The 20,650-nt window shown below is 68.7% G+C and carries 16 protein-coding genes and 1 tRNA gene; 12 read left to right on the forward strand and 5 right to left on the reverse strand.

The genetic code is table 11. The features are described 5' to 3' along the window. Positions 1-3: 3 nt before the first annotated feature. The 7 genes from trpB (at position 4) to ABNF93_RS12020 (ending at position 10,846) form a co-directional block, all read left to right on the forward strand. Complete coding sequence (trpB, locus tag ABNF93_RS11990; protein WP_349328026.1) at positions 4-1,281, forward strand: tryptophan synthase subunit beta; 1,278 nt, start codon at positions 4-6, stop codon at positions 1,279-1,281. Between the two features lie 3 nt (positions 1,282-1,284). Then, positions 1,285-2,085 carry a tryptophan synthase subunit alpha gene (trpA, locus tag ABNF93_RS11995; RefSeq protein WP_349328027.1) on the forward strand — a complete coding sequence of 267 codons (801 nt, stop codon included), beginning with the start codon at positions 1,285-1,287 and terminating at the stop codon, positions 2,083-2,085. Beyond that, complete coding sequence (locus ABNF93_RS12000) at positions 2,075-2,656, forward strand: MauE/DoxX family redox-associated membrane protein (RefSeq protein WP_349328028.1); 582 nt, start codon at positions 2,075-2,077, stop codon at positions 2,654-2,656. Before trpA ends, ABNF93_RS12000 begins: the two co-directional genes overlap by 11 nt. Then, complete coding sequence (locus ABNF93_RS12005) at positions 2,653-3,414, forward strand: DsbA family protein (RefSeq protein WP_349328029.1); 762 nt, start codon at positions 2,653-2,655, stop codon at positions 3,412-3,414. Before ABNF93_RS12000 ends, ABNF93_RS12005 begins: the two co-directional genes overlap by 4 nt. A gap of 92 nt (positions 3,415-3,506) precedes the next feature. Further along, positions 3,507-4,547, forward strand: coding sequence for a prolipoprotein diacylglyceryl transferase (lgt, locus tag ABNF93_RS12010; RefSeq protein WP_349328030.1), 1,041 nt, complete (start codon positions 3,507-3,509; stop codon positions 4,545-4,547). Between the two features lie 268 nt (positions 4,548-4,815). Next, positions 4,816-9,369: a glutamate synthase large subunit gene (gene gltB / locus ABNF93_RS12015; RefSeq protein ID WP_349328031.1), complete on the forward strand. Its 4,554-nt coding sequence runs from the start codon at positions 4,816-4,818 to the stop codon at positions 9,367-9,369. Further along, complete coding sequence (locus ABNF93_RS12020; protein WP_349328032.1) at positions 9,362-10,846, forward strand: glutamate synthase subunit beta; 1,485 nt, start codon at positions 9,362-9,364, stop codon at positions 10,844-10,846. The genes gltB and ABNF93_RS12020 overlap by 8 nt, the downstream gene beginning before the upstream one ends. A 264-nt stretch (positions 10,847-11,110) precedes the next feature. Here ABNF93_RS12020 and ABNF93_RS12025 read toward each other — a convergent pair whose 3' ends face one another. Further along, a complete protein-coding gene (locus ABNF93_RS12025) occupies positions 11,111-12,244 on the reverse strand; it encodes an amidohydrolase family protein (protein WP_349328033.1) in 1,134 nt (377 codons plus the stop codon). Positions 12,245-12,350: 106 nt separating this feature from the next. Beyond that, positions 12,351-13,748: a type I glutamate--ammonia ligase gene (locus ABNF93_RS12030; protein WP_349328034.1), complete on the reverse strand. Its 1,398-nt coding sequence runs from the start codon at positions 13,746-13,748 to the stop codon at positions 12,351-12,353. Positions 13,749-13,790: 42 nt separating this feature from the next. On the opposite strand from ABNF93_RS12030, the gene ABNF93_RS12035 reads away from it, so the two are divergent. From ABNF93_RS12035 to pyk, 3 genes are read left to right on the forward strand one after another with little or no spacing between them, the layout of a single operon-like run. Beyond that, positions 13,791-14,441, forward strand: a complete 651-nt coding sequence (locus ABNF93_RS12035; RefSeq protein ID WP_349328035.1) for an ABC transporter ATP-binding protein — start codon at positions 13,791-13,793, stop codon at positions 14,439-14,441. Further along, positions 14,438-15,133: a hypothetical protein gene (locus ABNF93_RS12040; RefSeq protein ID WP_349328036.1), complete on the forward strand. Its 696-nt coding sequence runs from the start codon at positions 14,438-14,440 to the stop codon at positions 15,131-15,133. Before ABNF93_RS12035 ends, ABNF93_RS12040 begins: the two co-directional genes overlap by 4 nt. Positions 15,134-15,154: 21 nt before the next feature. Next, positions 15,155-16,597, forward strand: coding sequence for a pyruvate kinase (gene pyk, locus ABNF93_RS12045; protein ID WP_349328037.1), 1,443 nt, complete (start codon positions 15,155-15,157; stop codon positions 16,595-16,597). A gap of 38 nt (positions 16,598-16,635) precedes the next feature. On the opposite strand, the gene ABNF93_RS12050 is transcribed toward pyk, so the two are convergent. From ABNF93_RS12050 to ABNF93_RS12060, 3 genes are all read right to left on the reverse strand, one after another. Then, the gene (locus ABNF93_RS12050) at positions 16,636-17,154 is read right to left on the reverse strand and encodes a hypothetical protein (protein ID WP_349328038.1); all 519 of its coding nucleotides are present in this window, start codon (positions 17,152-17,154) and stop codon (positions 16,636-16,638) included. 154 nt (positions 17,155-17,308) lie between these two features. Next, the gene (locus ABNF93_RS12055) at positions 17,309-18,070 is read right to left on the reverse strand and encodes a transcriptional regulator (RefSeq protein ID WP_349328039.1); all 762 of its coding nucleotides are present in this window, start codon (positions 18,068-18,070) and stop codon (positions 17,309-17,311) included. A gap of 77 nt (positions 18,071-18,147) precedes the next feature. Then, positions 18,148-18,221, reverse strand: a tRNA-Leu gene (locus ABNF93_RS12060). Positions 18,222-18,322: 101 nt separating this feature from the next. Here ABNF93_RS12060 and ABNF93_RS12065 point away from each other — a divergent pair. Continuing rightward, the gene (locus ABNF93_RS12065; protein ID WP_349328040.1) at positions 18,323-18,964 is read left to right on the forward strand and encodes an ANTAR domain-containing response regulator; all 642 of its coding nucleotides are present in this window, start codon (positions 18,323-18,325) and stop codon (positions 18,962-18,964) included. Between the two features lie 402 nt (positions 18,965-19,366). After that, positions 19,367-20,602, forward strand: a complete 1,236-nt coding sequence (locus ABNF93_RS12070) for a branched-chain amino acid ABC transporter substrate-binding protein (protein WP_349328041.1) — start codon at positions 19,367-19,369, stop codon at positions 20,600-20,602. The last annotated feature ends 48 nt before the right edge of the window (positions 20,603-20,650 follow it).

Raw genomic sequence — 20,650 nt, forward strand, 5'->3', positions numbered from 1 at the left:
CCCATGACCGATCTTGTGACGAGCTTCCCCGCCGGAACACCGGCCGGACCCGACGCGACCGGGCACTGGGGCCGCTTCGGCGGCCGGTTCGTTCCTGAAGCCTTGATCGCGGCCCTGAACGAACTGGACGCGGCACGGGCAGAGGCGCTCGCGGACCCGGAGTTCACCGGAGAGCTCAACCGGATGCTTCGTGAGTACGCCGGCGTGCCAAGCCTGCTCTATGACGCGACCCGCCTTTCCGAGGTCGCCGGTGCCCGGATCCTGCTCAAGCGGGAGGACCTCAACCACACCGGCGCCCACAAGATCCGCAACGTGCTCGGGCAGGCCCTGCTCACCAAGCGGATGGGCAAGCGACGCGTCATCGCCGAGACAGGCGCGGGCCAGCACGGCGTCGCCGCCGCGACCGCCGCCGCCTACCTCGACCTGGAGTGCCTGGTCTACATGGGCGAGGAGGACACCCGTCGGCAGGCGCTCAACGTCGCCCGGATGCGGATGCTCGGCGCCGAGGTGGTTCCCGTCCGTTCCGGCAGCCGCACCCTCAAGGACGCGATGAACGAAGCGCTCCGCGACTGGGTGGCGACCGTCGACCACACGCACTACCTGATCGGCTCGGTGGCCGGGCCGCACCCGTTCCCGGCGATGGTGCGTGACTTCTGCCGCGGGATCGGCGACGAGGCGCGCGCCCAGTCGCTCGAGCTTCTCGGCCGGCTGCCGGACGCGGCCTGTGCCTGCGTCGGTGGTGGCTCCAACGCGATGGGGTTGTTCGCGGCGTTCGTTCCCGACGAGGACGTCCGGCTGTACGGCTTCGAGGCCGGTGGCGATGCCAGCGAAGCAGCAATCCGACATGGCGAGACGGGGCGGCACGCGGCGTCGATCAGCGGTGGGCGGATCGGCGTCCTCCACGGGTCCCGGTCCTACGTCCTGCAGGATGACGACGGCCAGACGATCGAGAGTCACTCCATCTCGGCCGGGCTCGACTACCCCGGTGTCGGCCCCGAGCACAGCTGGCTGCATGACACCGGTCGCGCGACCTACGCGCCGGTGTCCGACGCGGAGGCGATGGAGGCGTTCCGGCTGCTCACCCGGACCGAGGGGATCATCCCGGCGATCGAGTCGGCGCATGCCGTGGCCGGGGCGCTCAGGGTCGCGAAGGAACTCGGACCCGACGCGGTCCTCCTCGTCGGACTGTCCGGGCGCGGCGACAAGGACATGGACACCGCCGCGCGGTGGTTCGGGTTGCTCGACGAGAAGCCCGGCTCGGACGCGCAGGAAGAGGAATAGGACATGAGCGTCACGCCCCTCTTCGACAAGGCGCGGGGGGAGAACCGCGGCGTACTCGTCGGCTGCCTCCCAGCCGGCTTCCCGACCTACGACGACGCGATCGCGGTCATGAAGGCTATGGTCGACGGCGGGGTCGACGTGATCGAGGTCGAGTTGCCCTACTCCGACCCGACGATGGACGGACCGGTGATCCAGGCGGCGTCGGAGCAGGCGCTGCGTGGCGGGATTCGTACGACCGATGTGTTGCGGACCATCGAGGCGGTCGCCGGAACCGGTGTCTGCGTCATCCTCATGACCTACTGGAACCCGATCGAGCAGTACGGCCTCGACCGGTTCGCCCGCGACTTCTCCGCGGCGGGCGGGTCGGCCCTGGTCACACCGGACCTGATCCCGGAGGAGGCCGGCGAGTGGATCGCGGCGTCCGACGCGACCGGCCTCGACCGGGTGTTCCTCGTCGCGCCGTCCTCGACCGACGAGCGGCTCCGGATCACGGCCGACGCCTGCCGCGGCTTCGTCTACGCGACGTCGGTGATGGGGGTCACCGGAGCCCGGGCGCAGACCTCGCGGATCGCGCCGGACCTCGTGACCCGTACCCGCGCGGTGACCGCGCTGCCGGTCGGCGTCGGGCTCGGCGTCTCCAACGGTGACCAGGCCGCCGAGGTCGCGTCGTACGCCGACGCGGTGATCGTCGGTTCGGCGTTCGTCCGCCGGGTCCTCACCGCCTCGGATGGGCACGCCGGCCGGACGGGGGTCGAGGAGCTCGCCCGGGACCTGGCCGCTGGAGTCCGGCGTCGTGGGCACTGACACGGCCGACCCCACCGCCGCCATATCAGCTCCCGGAAGGCACCGCTGGCGCGCCAGCGCGCCCTGGGTCTCGTTGGCTGCGCGGCTGGTCCTTGGCGGTGTTCTGCTCGTCGCCGGAATCCTCAAACTCGGCGTCGCCCCCACCGAACAGGTCCGGGCCGTGCGGGCGTACCAACTTCTGCCGTACGGCGTCGACGCGGCCGTCGGCTACACCCTGCCGTTCGTGGAGATCGTTCTCGCGGTGGCGCTCATCCTGGGTATGGGGACCCGGGTGGCGGCCGTCTTCTCCGGGGTACTCATGCTGGTGTTCGTGGCCGGTATCGCCTCGGTCTGGGCGCGTGGGCTGTCGATCGACTGTGGCTGCTTCGGCGACGGCGGACTGGTGGACCCCGCCCAGACGAAGTACCTCGAGGAGATCCTGCGAGATCTCGGACTCACCCTCTGCGCGGCGTGGCTGGCGGTCTTCGGCGCCGGTCGGTTCGCGCTCGACACCAGACGGACGCTCGACACCAGTCAGACGCTCGACACCAGTCAGACGCTCGACACCAGTCAGACGGGGGAACCGACATGACCAAGAAGTCGGCCCGCGACGCGCTCAAGGCCGAGCGAGAACGGCAGGCGGCGCAGGAGCGGCGGCGCGAGAACTTCGCCCGGGTCGGCATCGCCGTCGTGGTCGTGCTCGCCATCGTCGCCGTCGCGGGCGTCGTCCAGTGGCAGCGATCGCGGATCGACGCCGACGCGGCCGCCCCGGCCGGCGTCGTCGAGGGCTATTCCAAGTCGAGCGGAGCGGGCACCGGAGCCGCCGGCCTGGGCAACGGCGTGGGCCTGGGTGAGGCCGATGCGCCGGTCGTCGTCGAGGTGTTCGAGGACTTCTCCTGTCCGCACTGCCAGGAGTTCGAGACCGGCGCCGAGAAGATGATCGGCCAGCAGGTCGAGAGCGACAAGGTCCGGGTCGTCTACTACCCCGTGACGCTCGACAACTTCGGTCGCCCGACGGAGCTGTCGGCAAACGCCTTCGCCTGTGCCGCCGACGAGGGCAGGGCGAAGGAGATGCACAACGCGCTGTACAGCAACTTCCGGCAGGACTGGACGACCGACCAGCTGGTAGCCCTGGGCCGGTCCGTGGGACTTGACTCCGGGTCCTTCCGCTCATGCGTACGCGAGGAGAAGTTCGCCGAGTGGGTCCAGTCGATCGACCAGACGGCGACAGACCGGGGCGTTTCCGGAACCCCCACCGTCTTCGTCGACGGCAAGCCGCTCGATCCCGAGGACACGAGCCCGACCGCGCTGAGACTCGCCATCACCGATGCGCTCGCGGGCAAGCGGTGACCGGGTAGTGTCCGTCCGGTAAGCGCGGCCCCACCGGCGCGAGGCCGCCCGCAGGGCCGCGCATCCCGAGGAGCACAGGAGTACACCCGCCCATGCTGATCCAGGCCTTGATTCCCAGCCCGTCCCAGGGAGTCTGGCACCTTGGTCCGGTGCCGATCCGGGCGTACGCCCTGTGCATCATCGCCGGCGTCATCGTCGCCGTCTGGCTGGGCAACCGGCGGTGGGTCGCTCGCGGCGGCCGCCCCGGTACGGTCGCCGACATCGCCGTCTGGGCGGTGCCGTTCGGCCTGGTGGGTGCACGGATCTACCACGTCGCCACCGACTACCAGCTCTACTTCGGAGCTGGGCGTGATCCGCTCCGTGCGTTCGCCGTCTGGGAGGGCGGCCTCGGCATCTGGGGTGGCATCGCGTTCGGTGCCCTCGGCGCCTGGATCGGCTGTCGGCGGCGGGGGATCCCGCTTCCGGCCATGGCCGACGCTCTGGCGCCGGGGATCATCCTCGCCCAGGCGATCGGCCGATGGGGCAACTGGTTCAACCAGGAGCTCTTCGGCGCTCCGACGTCGATGCCGTGGGGCCTTCAGATCGACCCGGCGCACCGCCCGCCTGGCTACGAGCAGTACGAATCTTTCCAACCCACCTTCCTGTACGAAAGTGTCTGGAATGTCGGGGTCGCCGGCCTGGTGATCTGGGCAGACCGTCGGTTCAAGCTGGGCCACGGCCGGGCGTTCGCGCTCTATGTGGCGGGCTACACGCTGGGACGGGGCTGGATCGAGTACCTCCGGATCGACCCCGTCAACCAGGTCGCCGGCCTGCGGCTCAACGTGTGGACGTCGGTGGCGGTGTTCCTGGCGGCGGTGCTCTACATCGCCATCTCCGCCCGACTCCGGCCGGGCCGCGAGACGGTCACCGAGCTGGGTGACGACAGAGCCGCGGTGGCTACGGACGGTAGCGCCCACACCGACCCGCGGGTCGGCGCGCCCGGCAGTGACGCCCACGGGGACGGCGACGAGGCTGAGCAGCACGAGCTCGGCGACCAGCGGGGCGTTCCGGTCGAACTCGGTTTCGAGGTCCGCGGCCCGGAGTCGGCGGGACGAACGTCACAGGGCGGGTCCCGGCCCAAGGATGCACAATGATGTTCGGGACGATGCACAATGTCAGGTAGGTAGCTCGACGCCGAGCCGCTTCGACCCGTTTCCGCTCATTCGGACCGGGTCAGTCGTCCCTGGGCCACTTCGGGCCGCATGGCCATCAGGAGAGGGATGATGGCCGGCGCCCGGATCGCTCCGCTACCCTGCATGCAATCTCCAGGGCCAACGTCGTCCCTCGAGCACGTTCGGGGGTCCGGGGGTCGTCCCCCGGGCTAGTACCTTCAAACGCGAGTTCGACGACGGGAGTATCCACATGCTCGGAACGCCCCCGCCGCCGCACGGCCTTTACGACCCGCGGTTCGAGCACGACGCCTGCGGCGTCGCCTTCGTCGCGACGTTGAGCGGTGAGCCCAGTCGGCAGATCGTCGACCAGGCGTTCACGGCGTTGCGCAATCTCGACCACCGCGGTGCCTCCGGGAGTGAGCCCGACTCCGGTGACGGAGCCGGGATGCTGATCCAGATTCCCGATGCGTTCTTCCGTGCGGTTTGTGACTTCCCACTGCCGCCTGCGGGGGAGTACGCGGTCGGGACCGCGTTCGTGCCCGATGACGACGATGCCGATGCCGCCGTCGTACGCCGGGTGGGGGAGGTCGCGGCCGAGGAGGGTCTGGTCGTCGTCGGCTGGCGTGACGTCCCGGTTGCGCCTGAGCTGCTCGGCAAGACGTCCCGTGCGGTGATGCCGCGGTTCCGCCAGCTCTTCGTGGCGAGTGTCGAGGGCGGGGCGCTTCCCGGTCTGGCACTGGAGCGACGGGCGTTCGCGCTGCGCAAGCGCGTCGAGAACGACACGGACGTGTACTTCCCCTCGCTGTCGTCGCGCACCCTTGTCTACAAGGGAATGCTGACGACCGAGCAGTTGGAGCCGTTCTTTCCCGATCTGTCCGACCGGCGGGTCGAGAGTGCGATCGCGCTGGTGCACTCCCGTTTCTCCACCAACACGTTCCCGTCCTGGCCACTCGCCCATCCGTACCGCTATCTCGCCCACAACGGCGAGATCAACACGGTCATGGGCAACCGGAACTGGATGCGCGCCCGCGAGGCCCTGCTCGCCTCCGACCTGCTGGCGAAGCCCGGGTCGGACGACCAGCATGGTGCTGGCGACCTGCAGCGGCTCTACCCGATCTGCACGCCAGAAGCGAGCGACTCCGCCACCTTCGACGAGGCGCTCGAGCTGCTCGAGATGGGCGGACGTTCGCTCCCGCACGCCGTGCTGATGATGATTCCCGAGGCGTGGGAGAACCACACCGAGATGGACGCCAAGCGGCGGGCGTTCTACGAGTTCCACTCCTGCCTGATGGAGCCGTGGGACGGTCCGGCGTGCGTGGCCTTCACCGACGGTACGCAGGTGGGGGCGGTCCTCGACCGCAACGGCCTGCGTCCGAGCCGGTACTGGGTCACCGACGACGGCCTCGTCGTCCTGGCGTCCGAGGTCGGCGTGCTCGACCTCGACCCCAAGTCGATCGTCCGCAAGGGCCGGCTGGAGCCGGGTCGGATGTTCCTCGTGGACACCGCCGAGCACCGGATCATCGAGGACGAGGAGATCAAGGGCCAGCTCGCGGCCGAGCACCCCTACGACGAATGGCTCCACGCCGGCCTGATCCGGCTGGAGAACCTCCCGCCCCGTGAGCACGTCGTCCACACGCACGCGTCGGTCACCCGTCGGCAGCAGACGTTCGGCTACACCGAGGAGGAGTTGCGGGTCATCGTCGCCCCGATGGCCCGGGTGGGTGCGGAACCCATCGGGTCGATGGGTAGTGACACCCCGGTCGCGGTGCTGTCCGGGCGGTCGCGGCTACTCTTCGACTACTTCACGCAGCTGTTCGCCCAGGTCACCAACCCGCCGCTGGACGCGATCCGCGAGGAGCTGGTCACCTCACTCGCCGGGACGATCGGCCCGGAGCGCAACCTCCTCGAGGCAGGGCCCGCGTCGTGCCGGCAGATCGTGCTGCCGTTCCCGGTGATCGACAACGACGAGCTGGCCAAGATCGTCCACGTCAACCGCGACGGTGACTTCCCCGGCTACGCCGCGCACGTCGTCAAGGGCCTTTACCGCGTCGAGGGTGGCGGAGCGGAGTTGGCTCGCCGGCTCGAGGAGATCTGCACGGAGGTGTCGGCGGCGATCGCCGACGGCGCGCGGGTGATCGTGCTGTCGGACCGGCACTCCAACGCCGACCTGGCGCCGATTCCGTCGCTGCTCCTCACCGGAGCGGTGCACCACCACCTGATCCGGGAGAAGGCCCGTTCCAGGGTCGGTCTGGTCGTCGAGGCCGGCGACGTCCGCGAGGTGCACCATGTGGCCCTGCTGATCGGCTACGGCGCGGCGGCGGTCAACCCCTACCTCGCCATGGAAAGCGTCGAGGACCTCGTGCGGGAAGGGGACTTCCTCACCGGGATCGAGACCGAACAGGCCGTCCGCAATCTCGTCAAGGCGCTCGGCAAGGGCGTGCTCAAGGTCATGAGCAAGATGGGCGTGTCGACGGTCGCGTCCTACACGGGTGCACAGATCTTCGAGGCGATCGGCCTGGGGCAGGACGTCATCGACAGGTACTTCACCGGCACCACGTCACGCCTCGGCGGGGTGGGGCTCGACGCGATCGCCGAGGAGGTACGCCGCCGGCACGTGCAGGCGTATCCCCGGGACGGGGTCGCGCAGCCGCACCGGCGCCTGGCGATCGGGGGCGAGTACCAGTGGCGGCGTGAGGGGGAGCCGCACCTGTTCGACCCGGAGACGGTGTTCCGGTTGCAGCACTCGACCCGCAGCCAGCGGTACGACATCTTCAAGCAGTACACGAGCCGCGTCGACGAGCAGGCGCAGCGACTGATGACGTTGCGTGGGCTGTTCTCGCTGCGTAGCGGGGTCCGCCCACCCGTGCCGATCGAGGAGGTCGAGTCGGTCGAGAGCATCGTCAGGCGCTTCTCGACCGGTGCCATGTCGTACGGCTCGATCTCGATGGAGGCGCACTCGACGCTCGCCATTGCGATGAACCGGATCGGCGCCCGGTCCAACACCGGCGAGGGCGGCGAGGACGCGGAGCGGCTCTACGACCCCGAACGCCGCAGTGCGATCAAGCAGGTCGCGAGCGGACGGTTCGGCGTGACGTCGGAGTACCTCACCCACTCCAGTGACCTGCAGATCAAGATGGCGCAGGGCGCGAAGCCCGGCGAGGGCGGCCAGCTGCCGGGCGGCAAGATCTACCCGTGGATCGCCAAGACCCGGCACTCGACGCCGGGTGTGGGGCTGATCTCGCCGCCGCCGCACCACGACATCTACTCGATCGAGGACCTCGCGCAGCTGATCCACGACCTGAAGAACTCCAACCCGTCGGCGCGGGTGCACGTGAAGCTGGTCGCCGAGGTCGGGGTCGGTACGGTCGCGGCCGGGGTGTCCAAGGCGCATGCCGACGTGGTGCTGATCTCCGGCCATGACGGCGGCACCGGCGCGGCGCCGCTCACCTCGCTCAAGCACGCGGGTGCGCCCTGGGAGCTGGGCCTCGCCGAGACCCAGCAGACGCTGCTGCTCAACGGGCTGCGGGACCGGATCGTCGTCCAGACCGACGGGCAGCTCAAGACCGGCCGCGATGTCGTGATCGCCGCACTGCTCGGCGCGGAGGAGTACGGCTTCGCGACCGCGCCGCTCGTCGTGTCCGGCTGCATCATGATGCGGGTCTGCCACCTCGACACGTGTCCGGTCGGCGTCGCGACCCAGAACCCCGAGCTGCGCAAGCGCTTCAACGGCAAGCCGGAGTTCGTGGTCACCTTCTTCGAATACATCGCGCAGGAGGTCCGCGAATACCTTGCGGAGTTGGGGTTCCGCAGTCTCGACGAGGCGATCGGCCACGCCGAGATGCTCGACGTCGGACAGGCGGTCGAGCACTGGAAGGCCTCGGGGCTCGACCTCAGCCCGATCCTCGCCGTGCCCGACCTGCCAGGTGGCGCCGCACGCCGGTGTGTGACCAGCCAGGACCACGGCCTGGAGAAGGCGCTCGACAACCATCTCATCGAGCTCGCCCGCGACGCCCTCGACAAGGGCGAGCCGGTCCGTGCGCAGGTACCGATCCGCAACGTCAACCGCACCGTGGGCACGATGCTCGGTCACGAGCTGACGAAGATCTACGGCGGCAGGGGACTTCCCGACGACACGATCGACCTCACCTTCATCGGGTCGGCCGGCCAGTCGTTCGGTGCGTTCGTTCCGCCTGGGATCACGCTGCGGTTGGAAGGCGATGCCAACGACTACCTTGCCAAGGGGCTGTCCGGTGGGCGGATCGTCGTACGCCCGGACCGAACGGCCACGCTGGTGGCGGAGGACAACATCATCGCCGGCAACGTGATCGCCTACGGCGCCACCGGTGGCGAGCTCTTCATCCGCGGCAAGGTGGGCGAACGGTTCTGCGTCCGCAACTCCGGGGTGACGGCGGTCGTGGAGGGCGTGGGTGACCATGGTTGCGAGTACATGACCGGCGGCACCGTCGTCGTCCTCGGCGCGACCGGACGCAACTTCGCGGCCGGCATGTCCGGTGGCGTGGCGTACGTCCTGGATCTTCGAGCAGGGCGGATCAACCAGGAGATGGTCGATCTGGAGCCGCTCACCGACGATGACAAGGAGTTGTTGACAGCCTTGGTGAAGGCGCACGGCCAGGCAACCGAATCCGCGGTGGCGGAGAGGCTCCTTGCGGACTGGCCGGCGACACTCGCCCGGTTCACGAAGATCATGCCGCAGGACTACAAACGGGTGCTGCAGGCGCGCGCCCGCGCAGAGGCCGAAGGACGCGACGTCGACCAGGCGATCATGGAGGCTGCACATGGCTGACCCCAAGGGCTTCCTGACCACTCCGCGCGAGGTTGCGCACCGTCGTCCCGTAGGCGAACGCCTGCGGGACTGGAACGAGGTCTATCCCGGCAAGGGCATCGGCCACGCCCTGCTGCCGATCATCTCCGCCCAGGCCGGGCGCTGCATGGACTGCGGTATCCCGTTCTGCCACCAGGGTTGCCCGCTCGGCAACCTCATCCCCGAGTGGAACGACCTGGTCTGGCGTGACGACTGGCAGGCCGCGATCGAACGCCTGCACGCGACCAACAACTTCCCGGAGTTCACCGGCCGGCTGTGTCCCGCACCCTGCGAGACGGCCTGTGTCCTGGCCATCGACGAGGCGACGTCCGGTGGAGCCGTGACGATCAAGAACGTCGAGGTCGCGATCATCGACCGGGCGTTCGAGGAAGGGTGGGTGACCCCGCAGCCGCCGGAGTGGTTGACCGGACGCACGATCGCCGTCGTCGGCTCGGGCCCGTCCGGGCTCGCCGCCGCCCAGCAGCTCACCCGGTCCGGTCACACGGTCGCGGTGTACGAACGCGCCGACAAGATCGGTGGCCTGCTGCGCTACGGCATCCCCGAGTTCAAGATGGAAAAGCGGGTCCTCGACCGCCGGATCGACCAGATGGCCCGCGAGGGCACGATCTTCCGCGCCGGTGTCAACGTCGGCGTGGACGTGACGGGCCAGGACCTGCGTACCCGCTATGACGCGGTCGTCCTGGCGATGGGCTCGACGATCCCGCGTGACCTGCCGATGCCCGGACGCGACCTGGCCGGGATCCACCAGGCGATGGAGTACCTTCCGCAGGCCAACCGGGCCGCGCACGGTGAGGAGGTCCCCGACCAGATCACCGCCGCGGGCAAGAACGTCGTCATCATCGGCGGCGGGGACACCGGCGCCGACTGCCTCGGCACCGCTCATCGCCAGGGCGCGAAGAGCGTTGTCCAGCTGGAGATCATGCCGCGCCCGAGCGACGAGCGGCCTGTCGCCCACCCTTGGCCGACGTACCCGATGATCTTCCGCGTGTCGAGCGCACACGAGGAGGGCGGGGACCGGAAGTACGCCGTGTCGACGCAGGAGTTCGTCGGCGACGACGAGGGGCGGCTCCGGGCGTTGCGGTTGGTGCAGGTGAAGTTCGAGAACGGCCGGTTCGAACCTGTGCCCGGCACCGAGGAGGAGATCCCCGCCGAGCTCGTCCTGCTGGCGATGGGCTTCGTCGGACCGGAACGTGGCGGCTTGCTCGAACAGCTGGAGGTCGAGCTCGACGAGCGCGGCAACATCAAGCGGGACGCGTCCTACGCGAGCAGCGTCGACGGGGTATTCGTCGCCGGTGACGCCGGCCGCGGACAGTCGCTGATCGTGTGGGCGATCGCCGAGGGTCGTGCCTGCGCGGCGGGACTGGACGCCTGGTTGCGCGGAGGCGAAACCGCGTTGCCGGCCCCCATCCCGCCCACAGCCCGCCCGCTCATGGCCTGACGCCGTTCGCTCCCGTCTCCGTTGACCTGTCGGAGGTTTCTCGTCGTAGAAGACGAGAAACCTCTGACACGTCACAGGACTACCTCTAGTTGACCCTCATTCGCTCAGGCCATCTCCTGCGGCGCAGGCGTACGCCGGTTGGGGTCTTGATGGCGGTCCGGGGCAGGCCGATGATCCGCATGGGTCAGCGTAGGGGAAGAAGTGGCCACGGGGGAGGACCTCTCGATCGGGCCGGAACGGCCCCAGGGCACGGAAGCTGAGCCCTCAGAGGGAGTAGAGGCGGCGGGCGTTGTCGGCGCCCACCATCGCGCCGATCCGATCTGCGTCGGCGAGGGTGAGGGCGCCCTGCCTCCGCCAGCTGTCGAGGAGCCTCCCGAACGCCTCCCGGAACTGCGCGGCGCCCACGAGATAGAGCTCCGGCAGTCCGTACGCGTCGCTCGAGTACAGCAGCTTCCCGAACGGTGCCAGTTCGCAGAACTCACCAAGGATCGCTTCGGCACGGATCCCGGCATGGGCCACGGTGAGCCCGACATCGACGTACACGTAGGGATGTACGGCGGCCAGCCAGCCGGCCTCACGGTGGTACGGATAGCAGTGCAACAGGACGATCGGTGTCCCCGTCGGCTCCGCGGCTTCGAAAAGGCCCTGCAGCAAGGCGGGGTTCACGCTGGTGAGCCGCAGGTCCCGGTCCCCGAAGCCGGTGTGCAGCTGGACCGGCAGGCCGCGATCAAGACCGCACCAGAGAACGAACCGCAGAAGGACCGGATCGTCAAGGCGCCATTGGCGGATCGCCTCGGCCGCTCTGTGCCTTCCGTTGTTGGCGAGCCATCCACGGGCGGCATCCCGAACCTCGGCCATGCCCGGACGGGTCGCGGGAACCGCGAATCCGTGGCGGTAGGCCAGGATCGACTTCACGGCGACCGCGTCTCGCGTGGCGTCGACAAGCGTGGCGGCGTAGGCGTCGGCGAAGTCCTCAGCTGACACTCCTGACGACGCCAGGTCCTCAGCGACCCGTTCGAGGCGTACGACTGGACGAACCTCCGCACGTGCGGCAGATGCCAACTGTGGCAGGGAAACGGAGCCCGTGGCTCCTAGCCCGGTGTCGACCAGCAGGTGTGAGAGTCCGGCCGCTTCGAGTAGCCGGCGCCGCACCTCGGCCGCCGGCAGTTCGGTTCGCCGCAGGAGGTACTCCTCGAGCGGCGCGCCGGGCGGCAGGCCCAGTGGTGGGGCGCACCATCGGCGGAGCGCGAGACCCAACTGCGAGTCGGCGTACGAGACGCCCGTGGGGGCGGGCTGCGTGGCCTCGGTGAGGAAGAGTTCGAACGCCTGCCGATCCGGTTGCCTGTCGACCACGACATGGCAGTGCCCGTCGACGAGTGGCTGGTCGAGCCCGGTCACGGGACCTCCTTCGTCGGCACCAGGACCAAGGTGCTGTGCTGATGCGCCACCTCACTTCGTTGGGTCACGCATCTCGTCCCTTCGCGCCCACTCCCACGGTCTGGGCTCAGTACGCCCATCGGGTCGCGGCGACGATCTCGGCCGGTGTCGCGTCGGCGAAGAGCTCCATCTCGGCCCGGTGGACGGCGAGGAACGCATGCAGCAACGGCTCACCCAGCGCGGTGGCCAGGATCTCGTCGGCTTCCAGATGGGACATGGCTTCCAGCGCCGACTGGGGGAGCCGGGGCGGACGGTCGGCGGGAGGCACGGTGGCGGGGTCGACCCGCATCTCGGATGGCAGCCGGCGTCCGCGGTCGATCCCGGCGAGTGCCACGGCGAGGACCGTGCCGACGACGAGATATGGGTTGGCACTGCCGTCGATGCACTTGAGCTCGACGTTGGCGGCGGTGTGCTCGGAGCCGGTGGTGCCGGTGATCAGGCGGATCCCCGCCTCGCGGTTCTCCCGTCCCCAGCACTGGTAGGGCCCGGCCCAGTGTTGCGGGACCAGGCGAAGGTAGCTGGCAGCGCTGGGAGCGCCGATGGCGCACAGAGCCGGCAGCCGGTCGAGCAGCTCCGCCACCAGCGACTCTGCGCGTCCGGTCAGCCCATAGGGTCCCGAGCCGCCTGCGAACAGGTTCGCGCCGTCAGCCCAAGCCGACAGGTGCAGGTGCGACCCGTTCCCCACGCCCGCCGCCTCGACGACCGGCGCGAACGACGCGCGCCAGCCGTAGGTCTGGGAGACCGCATGGATGGTCTGCCGGACGAGCACGAGGCGGTCGGCCGCGGTGACCGGATCCGCTGCGGAGACCGACAGTTCCAGTTGACCTGGTGCGTACTCCGGGTGGAACTGTTCGACGGGCACGTCCTCGGCGGCGAGCGCGTCGAGCAGGTCGTGCGCATAGTTCGACAGCTCGATCACCCGGGTCATGCCATAAGCCGGGCCCTTGCACGCCGGCTCCACGGCACGGTCGCGTTCGTCGCCGCCATCCTCGGCGTCCCGGCCGACGAACCACTCGACCTCGAAGGCCATGCGGACGTCCAAGCCACGGCCGGCGGCCTCGCCGACCATCCGGCGGGCGAAGGAACGCTGGCAGGCGGGGTAGGTCTCACCTTCCTGCGTCCTGCGATCGACCGGAGCCCATGCCCAGCCGGGCTGAGCCGCCAGAACGGTGACCTGGTCGAGGTCCGGAAAGAGGCGAAGGTCGCCGACGGGTCCGCCGATGTGCGTACTGGTCGTGATGGAGTCCCCGACCGTGAAGACGTCGAACACCGGGGACATGCCGACGCCCCACGCGACGGCGTCGGTGAGTCTCCTGGTGGGTACGGCCTTGACGCGCGTGATGCCGGCGTTGTCGACCCAGGTCAGTGCGATCGCCGCGACGTGTCGCAGTGCGAGTTGCGAGCCGAGCTCCTTGGCGCGTGCGTCGCGGCGCCGGCGCGGGTCGCGGTCGAAGACCTGAGGCATGGTCTGATCCTTCCCACCGGAAGCCCTGGTAGAAAGATTCCCGTGCGGCTTGTCGATGTCCACGCGCGGTACGCCCGGCGTACGCCATGGGTACTCCGCGGTGTCGACGTCGAGCTCGGCCCTGGTGAGACGGTTGTCATCGAGGGACGCAACGGCTCCGGCAAGTCGACGCTGCTGCGGGTCATCGCGGGGTTGCTGCCCGTGGGTCGCGGCGAGCTGTCCGGCCGTCCCGCTGTGGTCGGATGGCTGCCGGAGCGCCTTCCGCTCGGGCGACCTTTCACCGTACGGCGCTATCTCCAGGCCATGGCGAGGGTCCAGGGCCTCACCACCGACGAGGCACGCGCACGGATCGACGAGTTGGCCGGAAGGCTGCGTCTCACCGAGTTCCTCGACACGTCGTTCGCCTCGGTGTCGCAGGGCACCCGGCGCAAGGTGGGATTGACACAGGCCTTGCTCAGGCGACCCGGACTCCTCGTCATGGACGAGCCGTGGGAGGGCCTCGACGCCACCAGCCAGAAGGAGGTCCCCGCGCTGGTGGCGGAGGTCACCGCGGCTGGTGGTTTCTGTGTCGTCACAGACCACCGGGGCCGGTCGGGCGACCTGGGACCGACCAGGCACTGGACGCTCGAGGCGGGCCGGGTGTCCGACACCTGTCCGGTGTCCGAGGACCGGGACGTACGGAGCGAGCCGTGACCCGGGTCGTCGCCCTTGTACGGATGCGCATCGGTGCCTACGTCGGGCTCCAGCGGGTCTGGCCACCCCTGATCGCGGCCTTGGCGCTGGTCTCGGTCGCCCACGCCGGGGGAGTGGCGCCACCCAACCAGGCGTACGCGTTCTCGGCCGCGCTGCTGTTCGGTGTCTTCGGCTGGCAGACCAAACTCGTGCTCGACACCGAGCCCGACGAACAGCGGTTGCTGGCCAAGATCGGCGTCGGCTCCCCGGGCCGTGAGCTCGCTGCCGGCCTGCTTGCTGCCCTCGTCATGGTCCTGCCGGTGGTCGTGCTCGGTGTCGTGGCGCCCCTCCTCGTCGGCGCGGTCGAGATCTCCGGCGGTTGGCCGGAATGGGCGGCTTGGGCCGCATTCGGGGGGTGGCTCCATGTCCTGTCGGCGACGTGTGGGTTGGCCGTCGGCGCCCTGGCGAGCCGGCCAGTCATCGCCGGCGCGGGATGGTCGGTGATGATCGTCCTCGCGGTGCCCGTCCTCGTGCTCGTCCTCGGGTCGCGGCAGTCGCAGACCCCCCGCTGGCTCGTCCCTCAACTCTTCGCGGCGTCGCGCATCGAAGGCGCCGCTGACCTCGGATCGGCCGGTGTGATCACCGTGCACGCCCTCGGGTGGGCCGCCTTGCTACTCGCGGGTTACGCGGCCCTGCGACGAAGCCGGCTCTGACGCAGGCATAGAGTCGGCTTTGTGCGCCGCGCAAAGATTGTTTGCACCCTCGGTCCCGCTACCTCCACACCTGAGCGGATCGGCGAACTCGTGGACGCCGGGCTCGACGTTGCCCGACTCAACCTGAGTCACGGCAGCCACGCCGAGCACGAACGCATCTACCGGTTGGTCCGCGAGGCTGCCGAGGAGTCCGGCCGTGGGGTCGGGATCCTCGTCGACCTGCAGGGACCCAAGATCCGGCTCGGCAAGTTCGCCGACGGGTCGGTCAACCTCGTCTACGGTGACCGCTTCACGATCACCACGCAGGAATGCGTGGGTGACGTCACCCGCTGCGGGACGACCTACGAAGGGCTGCCGCGCGACGTCGACGCAGGAGACAGCATCCTCGTCGACGACGGCAGGCTCGCGCTCGAGGTGGAGTCCGTGACCGACACCGATGTCGTGACCCGGGTGGTCGTGGGTGGGCGGGTGTCGGACCACAAGGGGCTCAACCTGCCGGGCGTGGGGCTCTCGGTCCCTGCCCTGTCGGAGAAGGACCTCGACGACCTGCGCTGGGCGCTGCACCTGCGGGCGGACATGATCGCCCTGTCGTTCGTCCGGAACGCCCGCGACGTCGAGGACGTCCGGCGCGTGATGGCGGAGGAGAAGGTGCGGCTTCCGGTCATCGCGAAGATCGAGAAGCCCCAGGCGGTCCAGAACCTCGACGAGATCATCGATGCGTTCGACGGGTTCATGGTGGCCCGTGGCGATCTCGGCGTCGAGATGCCGCTCGAGGATGTCCCCCTGGTGCAGAAGCGGATCGTTGAACTCGCCCGCACCAACGCCAAGCCGGTGATCGTCGCCACCCAGATGCTCGAGTCCATGGTCAACGCACCCCGGCCGACCAGGGCCGAGGCTTCCGATGTCGCCAACGCGGTCCTCGACGGGACCGACGCGGTGATGTTGTCGGGGGAGACCAGTGTCGGGCTCTATCCCATCGATGCCGTACGCACGATGGCCCGGATCGTCGAGACCACCGAGGAACACGGTCTCGAACGGGTGGCAGGCATCCAGTGGGAGCCTCGTACCAAGGGCGGGGTGATCGCCAAGGCGGCCGCCGAGGTGGCCGAGCGTTTGGGTGCGAAGTTCCTCGTCGCCTTCACACAGTCCGGTGACACCGCTCGGCGGCTGGCACGCTACCGCTCACGGGTGCCACTTCTGGCGTTCACGCCGGAGGAGGAGACCCGCCACCAGCTCGCGCTGACCTGGGGAGTCGAGACGTTCCTCGCGCCCACGGTCGCGCACACCGACGAGATGGTGAAGCAGGTCGACCGTTCACTTCTCGCTGTCGGCCGGTGCCGCCGAGGCGACAACGTGGTGATCGTCGCCGGTAGTCCGCCAGGCATCCCGGGGTCCACCAACGCACTGCGAGTCCACCGGATCGGCGACGCGGTGACCGAGGCAGCACCGGCATACCGGCTGTGAGCTCACCGTCCTGCGTCGGGTCGTGACCCCGTGTCGTCTCAACCCGCTGGTGCCGTCCCGGCCTCCGGCGAGCCTGGGTGCTGCTCGTCGAGGAAGCGGGCGAGCAACCCGCGAATGATGGTGGCCATGGCGAACCCGTGCTCCTGCGACCAGGCCCGCAGCCGTGCGTGGTCTGCCGTCGGCAGGCGTACCGGCACCATCTGGTAGTCACCACGCATCGGGTCTGACATTCCGAACAGCAGCGCCTGTCGGGCAGCCTCAGTGTCGCCGGGGCCCTGGTGGGCCGTGTGTCGCGCGGCGAGCGATCTGGCGATCTCCGCTTCCGGACCGGGTGCCTGGGCGCCGAGGTCGCGGAGCGGCGGCGCGGCTTGCGGGATGCGTTCGAACAGCCAGCGCAGGACATCGTGGCGCTGCGCTTCGGGAAGGCTCCCGAGCGCTCTCAGGAGGAGAGTCTCCGGACCTTCGGGGGTATCTGGTTCAGCGGTGCCCGGCGGGCGGGCGGAGCCGGCGGGGTCGGAGTTGGGCCCGGTGGGCTCGTCGGTGAGTCTCTCGGCCACGACGACCTCCTCGGTGTTCTGCGGTTGGGCGGGCACTCTGGTGTTCAGCGGCCCGGAGCCGGTGCCCCGTCCTCGCCAGGAATATCGCAGAAGATATCGCTCCATGCCAGGGGGTTTCCAGTACCTACGGACTGGCCGGCTGGAGCAGCCGACGTCAGGACTTCGGTCCGACATGGGTGTCGAGGGCGGCGACTGCCTCTCGCCGAGCCACCGAGATCTGCCGCGGGTTGGGCTGGCGCCAGGCGATCCCGAGCAGGTCTAGTGCCCACGTACAGAGGGCACGGATGTCGGCGGAGGCATTGGTGAAGAAGTAACGCGGATATTCATATCGCTTCGGGGTTCCATTCACCGTGCGTACGGTCCAGTTGGTGATGCGGCAGCCGTCGGAATGGAAAAGTCCACGCAGAAACCTGCCGGGGTATTCTTCGACGATTTCGCGCTGCCAGGATTCCAGCACAATAGGTCGAGTGTGTTTCATGCCTGGCCCGTGCTGCGGAAACAAACACGGCCAGTGTTTCCACAGGCCCATCACGGCCGAACATCCGGCGCCGGGTACGCGATAGACCTTGCCCGGAGGGCGCACGTGCCGCATCGATGCGCCTGCCTCCGCCTGCAGGCCGGGGTAGTGGTCGTCGCAGAAGATCCGAAGCGAGTAGACACCCTTGCGAAGCTGGCTGATGTATCCGTCGCCGAGGTAAAGGCCAAGGAGATGCGCATATGCATGGCGATCTGGGAGATCGGGTGGGTTCGCACATCGCGGGCAGCCGTGTTCGGCTGCTGCCAGCGCCACTTCTGGGGCTCGACTCCACTGCGTCAGCGCAGCCCGGCTTATGCCGAGCTCCTTGCTCGCCGCGTTGAGGCTGAGGCCTTTGGCGAGAAGAAGGAGTGCGCTTTCGCGAATACGCCGGTCATACATGGGCTGAATATTGCACGGACCACCGACAAGATGAGTCTTCGACCGAAGCGCCGAACGGTCAGAAGAATGAAATGAGGTGCCCCGGGTGGGATTCGAACCCACACTGGACGGTGTTTGAGACCGCTCGCTCTGCCGGTTGGCGTACCGGGGCCCAAAACAAGCTTATCGGACGGTGCCGACAATGCCCGACCGGATCCGCCGGGTACGCTGGCGGCGCTCGCATCGTGCAGCTCTGGGCAGGAGGATTGCGCCGTGACCAACCCGACCGAGCGCCAACCACGCCGGGTCGTCCTCGCAGAGGACGAGGCGCTCATCCGGCTCGACCTCGCGGAGATGCTGGGTGAAGAAGGCTACGACGTGATCGGCCAGGCGGCCGACGGCGACAGTGCCCTCGCGCTCGTCCGTGAGCTGCGGCCGGATCTCGCGATCCTCGACGTCAAGATGCCCAAGCTCGACGGCATCACCGTGGCCGAACGCATCGGCGACGAGGGCATCTGTCCGGTGATCATCCTCACGGCATTCAGCCAGCGCGATCTCGTCAACCGCGCAAGCGCCGCGGGGGCGATGGCCTACCTCGTCAAGCCGTTCACCAAGGCCGATCTCGTCCCGGCCATCGAGATCGCCGTCTCGAGGTTCACCGAGCGCGTCCAACTCGAACATGAGGTCGCCGGACTCGCCGAGCGGCTCGAGACCCGCAAACTGGTCGAGCGCGCGAAGTCCCTGCTGCAGCAGAAGTTCGATCTCAGCGAGCCCGACGCCTTCCGCTGGATCCAGAAGACGGCGATGGACAAGCGCGTCCCGATGCGCCGCGTCGCTCAACTTGTGGTGGACGAAAGTGACAACGTGATTGCGGACGGTGGCGAGCCAGGCGATCCAGAGGCTCCGACTGGGTGATTTTCCCGACATGGGGGCGTCCAGAGTTACGAGACGGTAAGAGCGTCCCCGGGTCCGTTCACCCGAGTGCCCCCGTACAGCTAGTCTCTGCACACTCCGTGAAGTACGGGGGCGGCGCGACGTGCGCCGAATCATGCGGCATCGGGAGGAATCGTGGGTCGGACATCCGACCTGGGCGCTGGTGCGATCGTGGCACCGCTCCTGACCACGGCACCTCCCTCGGAGCCTCGACAGCGGTGGCCATTCCCGCTGCGGAACACCTTTGAGACCGGCGTCCCCCCCTGTGGCGGGACTTGTCGTGCCGGCTCGGTCCGCAGTAGGTTCCGGCACCGGTCGGCAGGCGCCTGTCACATGACGTGACTGTCGCGACACCATGACGTGTGGGTGGCTATGGAGGTATTCGTGTACAAAGCACGACTGGTGCGGGCCGTGGCGTTGGCAGCGGTGGTTTCGCTGAGCCTCGCTTCGTGCGCGCAGAACACAGGCGGGTCCAACAGTGACACCGAGTCCGACAGCGCGCCGGGCCGGGTCGCAGTCAAGCCCGACGCTGCCCCGCCGATCCCCACGGGCGCTGTCCTGCCCGCCGGCGACGGGCAGGGCAAATGTGCAAAGGGCACGTCGATCGCCTACATCGGCACGATCGCCGGTGCCAGCGCGGCCCTTGGCCTCAACATCCTGCACGGCGTACGCCTTGCGGTGAAGGAGCACAACGAGGCCAACCCTGGTTGCCAGGTGAAGTTGAAGGAGTTCGACTCGGAGGGCAGTCCTGACAAGGCCCCTGGTGTCGTCACCCAGGCCATCAACGACCCGTCGATCCTTGGTGTGATCGGTCTGCCGTTCTCCGGTGAGTCGAAGGCCGTCGGCAAGGCGTTCAATGATGCCGGACTGGTGACGGTCAGCCCGTCGGCGACCAACCCCGGGCTGTCGACGAACGGTTGGAAGACGTTCTACCGAGGGCTCGGAAACGACGCGTCGCAGGCTCCGGCCGTTGCGACGTTCATCTCCGACACTCTCAAGGCCAAGAAGGTCTGTGTCGTCCGTGACGACTCCGAGTACGGCATCGGGCTCGCGGACCTGACGACCGAGGCGCTGGGCAGCAAGGTCGCCTGCGAGCCGAAGATCAAGACCGGCCAGAAGGAGTTCTCCGCGGTCGTGGGCGAGATCACCTCCGCTGCTCCGGACGCGGTCTTCTTCTCGGGCTACTACCCCGAGGCGTCACCGTTCGTCCAGCAGCTGCGGGACGGCGGTTTCGAGGGGTCGGTCGTCGCGCCTGACGGTGTTCGCGATGACGAGTTCGTCAAGAACGCCGGTGACGCCGCCGAGGGCGTCTACCTCAGCTGCCCGTGCCTGCCCTCAGCGGGATTCGAGGAGTTCTCCGAGAACTTCAAGGCACTGTCGGACAGGGATCCCTCGACCTACTCGCCCGAGGGCTACGACGCGACCACGATCCTTCTGCAGGCGCTGGACCAGGGCGCCGAGGACCGCGCGGCAGTGCTCGACTTCGTGAAGAACTACGAAGGCCAGGGACTGACCAAGCAGTTCAAGTGGGACGAAACAGGTGAGCTCACCGAAACGCCGATCTGGATGTACGAGGTCAGGGACGGCGAGATTGCCCACCTGAAGGACCTCAGCAAGTAAGTCCGGCGACGGGACGGGGCGCGGCAAGCCCGAGTTGACCTCGGTGCT

The sequence above is a fragment of the Actinopolymorpha sp. B9G3 genome (assembly GCF_040120725.1).
Taxonomy (GTDB): Bacteria; Actinomycetota; Actinomycetes; order Propionibacteriales; family Actinopolymorphaceae; genus Thermasporomyces.

Excerpts from the sequence above, each read along its gene's own strand:
- ABNF93_RS12020 (WP_349328032.1), top strand. The coding sequence starts at position 9,362 with ATGGCTGACCCCAAGGGCTTCCTGACCACTCCGCGCGAGGTTGCGCAC.
- gltB (WP_349328031.1), top strand. The coding sequence starts at position 4,816 with ATGCTCGGAACGCCCCCGCCGCCGCACGGCCTTTACGACCCGCGGTTC.
- ABNF93_RS12030 (WP_349328034.1), bottom strand. The coding sequence starts at position 13,748 with ATGCCTCAGGTCTTCGACCGCGACCCGCGCCGGCGCCGCGACGCACGC.
- trpB (WP_349328026.1), top strand. The coding sequence starts at position 4 with ATGACCGATCTTGTGACGAGCTTCCCCGCCGGAACACCGGCCGGACCC.
- ABNF93_RS12005 (WP_349328029.1), top strand. The coding sequence starts at position 2,653 with ATGACCAAGAAGTCGGCCCGCGACGCGCTCAAGGCCGAGCGAGAACGG.
- trpA (WP_349328027.1), top strand. The coding sequence starts at position 1,285 with ATGAGCGTCACGCCCCTCTTCGACAAGGCGCGGGGGGAGAACCGCGGC.
- lgt (WP_349328030.1), top strand. The coding sequence starts at position 3,507 with ATGCTGATCCAGGCCTTGATTCCCAGCCCGTCCCAGGGAGTCTGGCAC.
- ABNF93_RS12055 (WP_349328039.1), bottom strand. The coding sequence starts at position 18,070 with ATGTATGACCGGCGTATTCGCGAAAGCGCACTCCTTCTTCTCGCCAAA.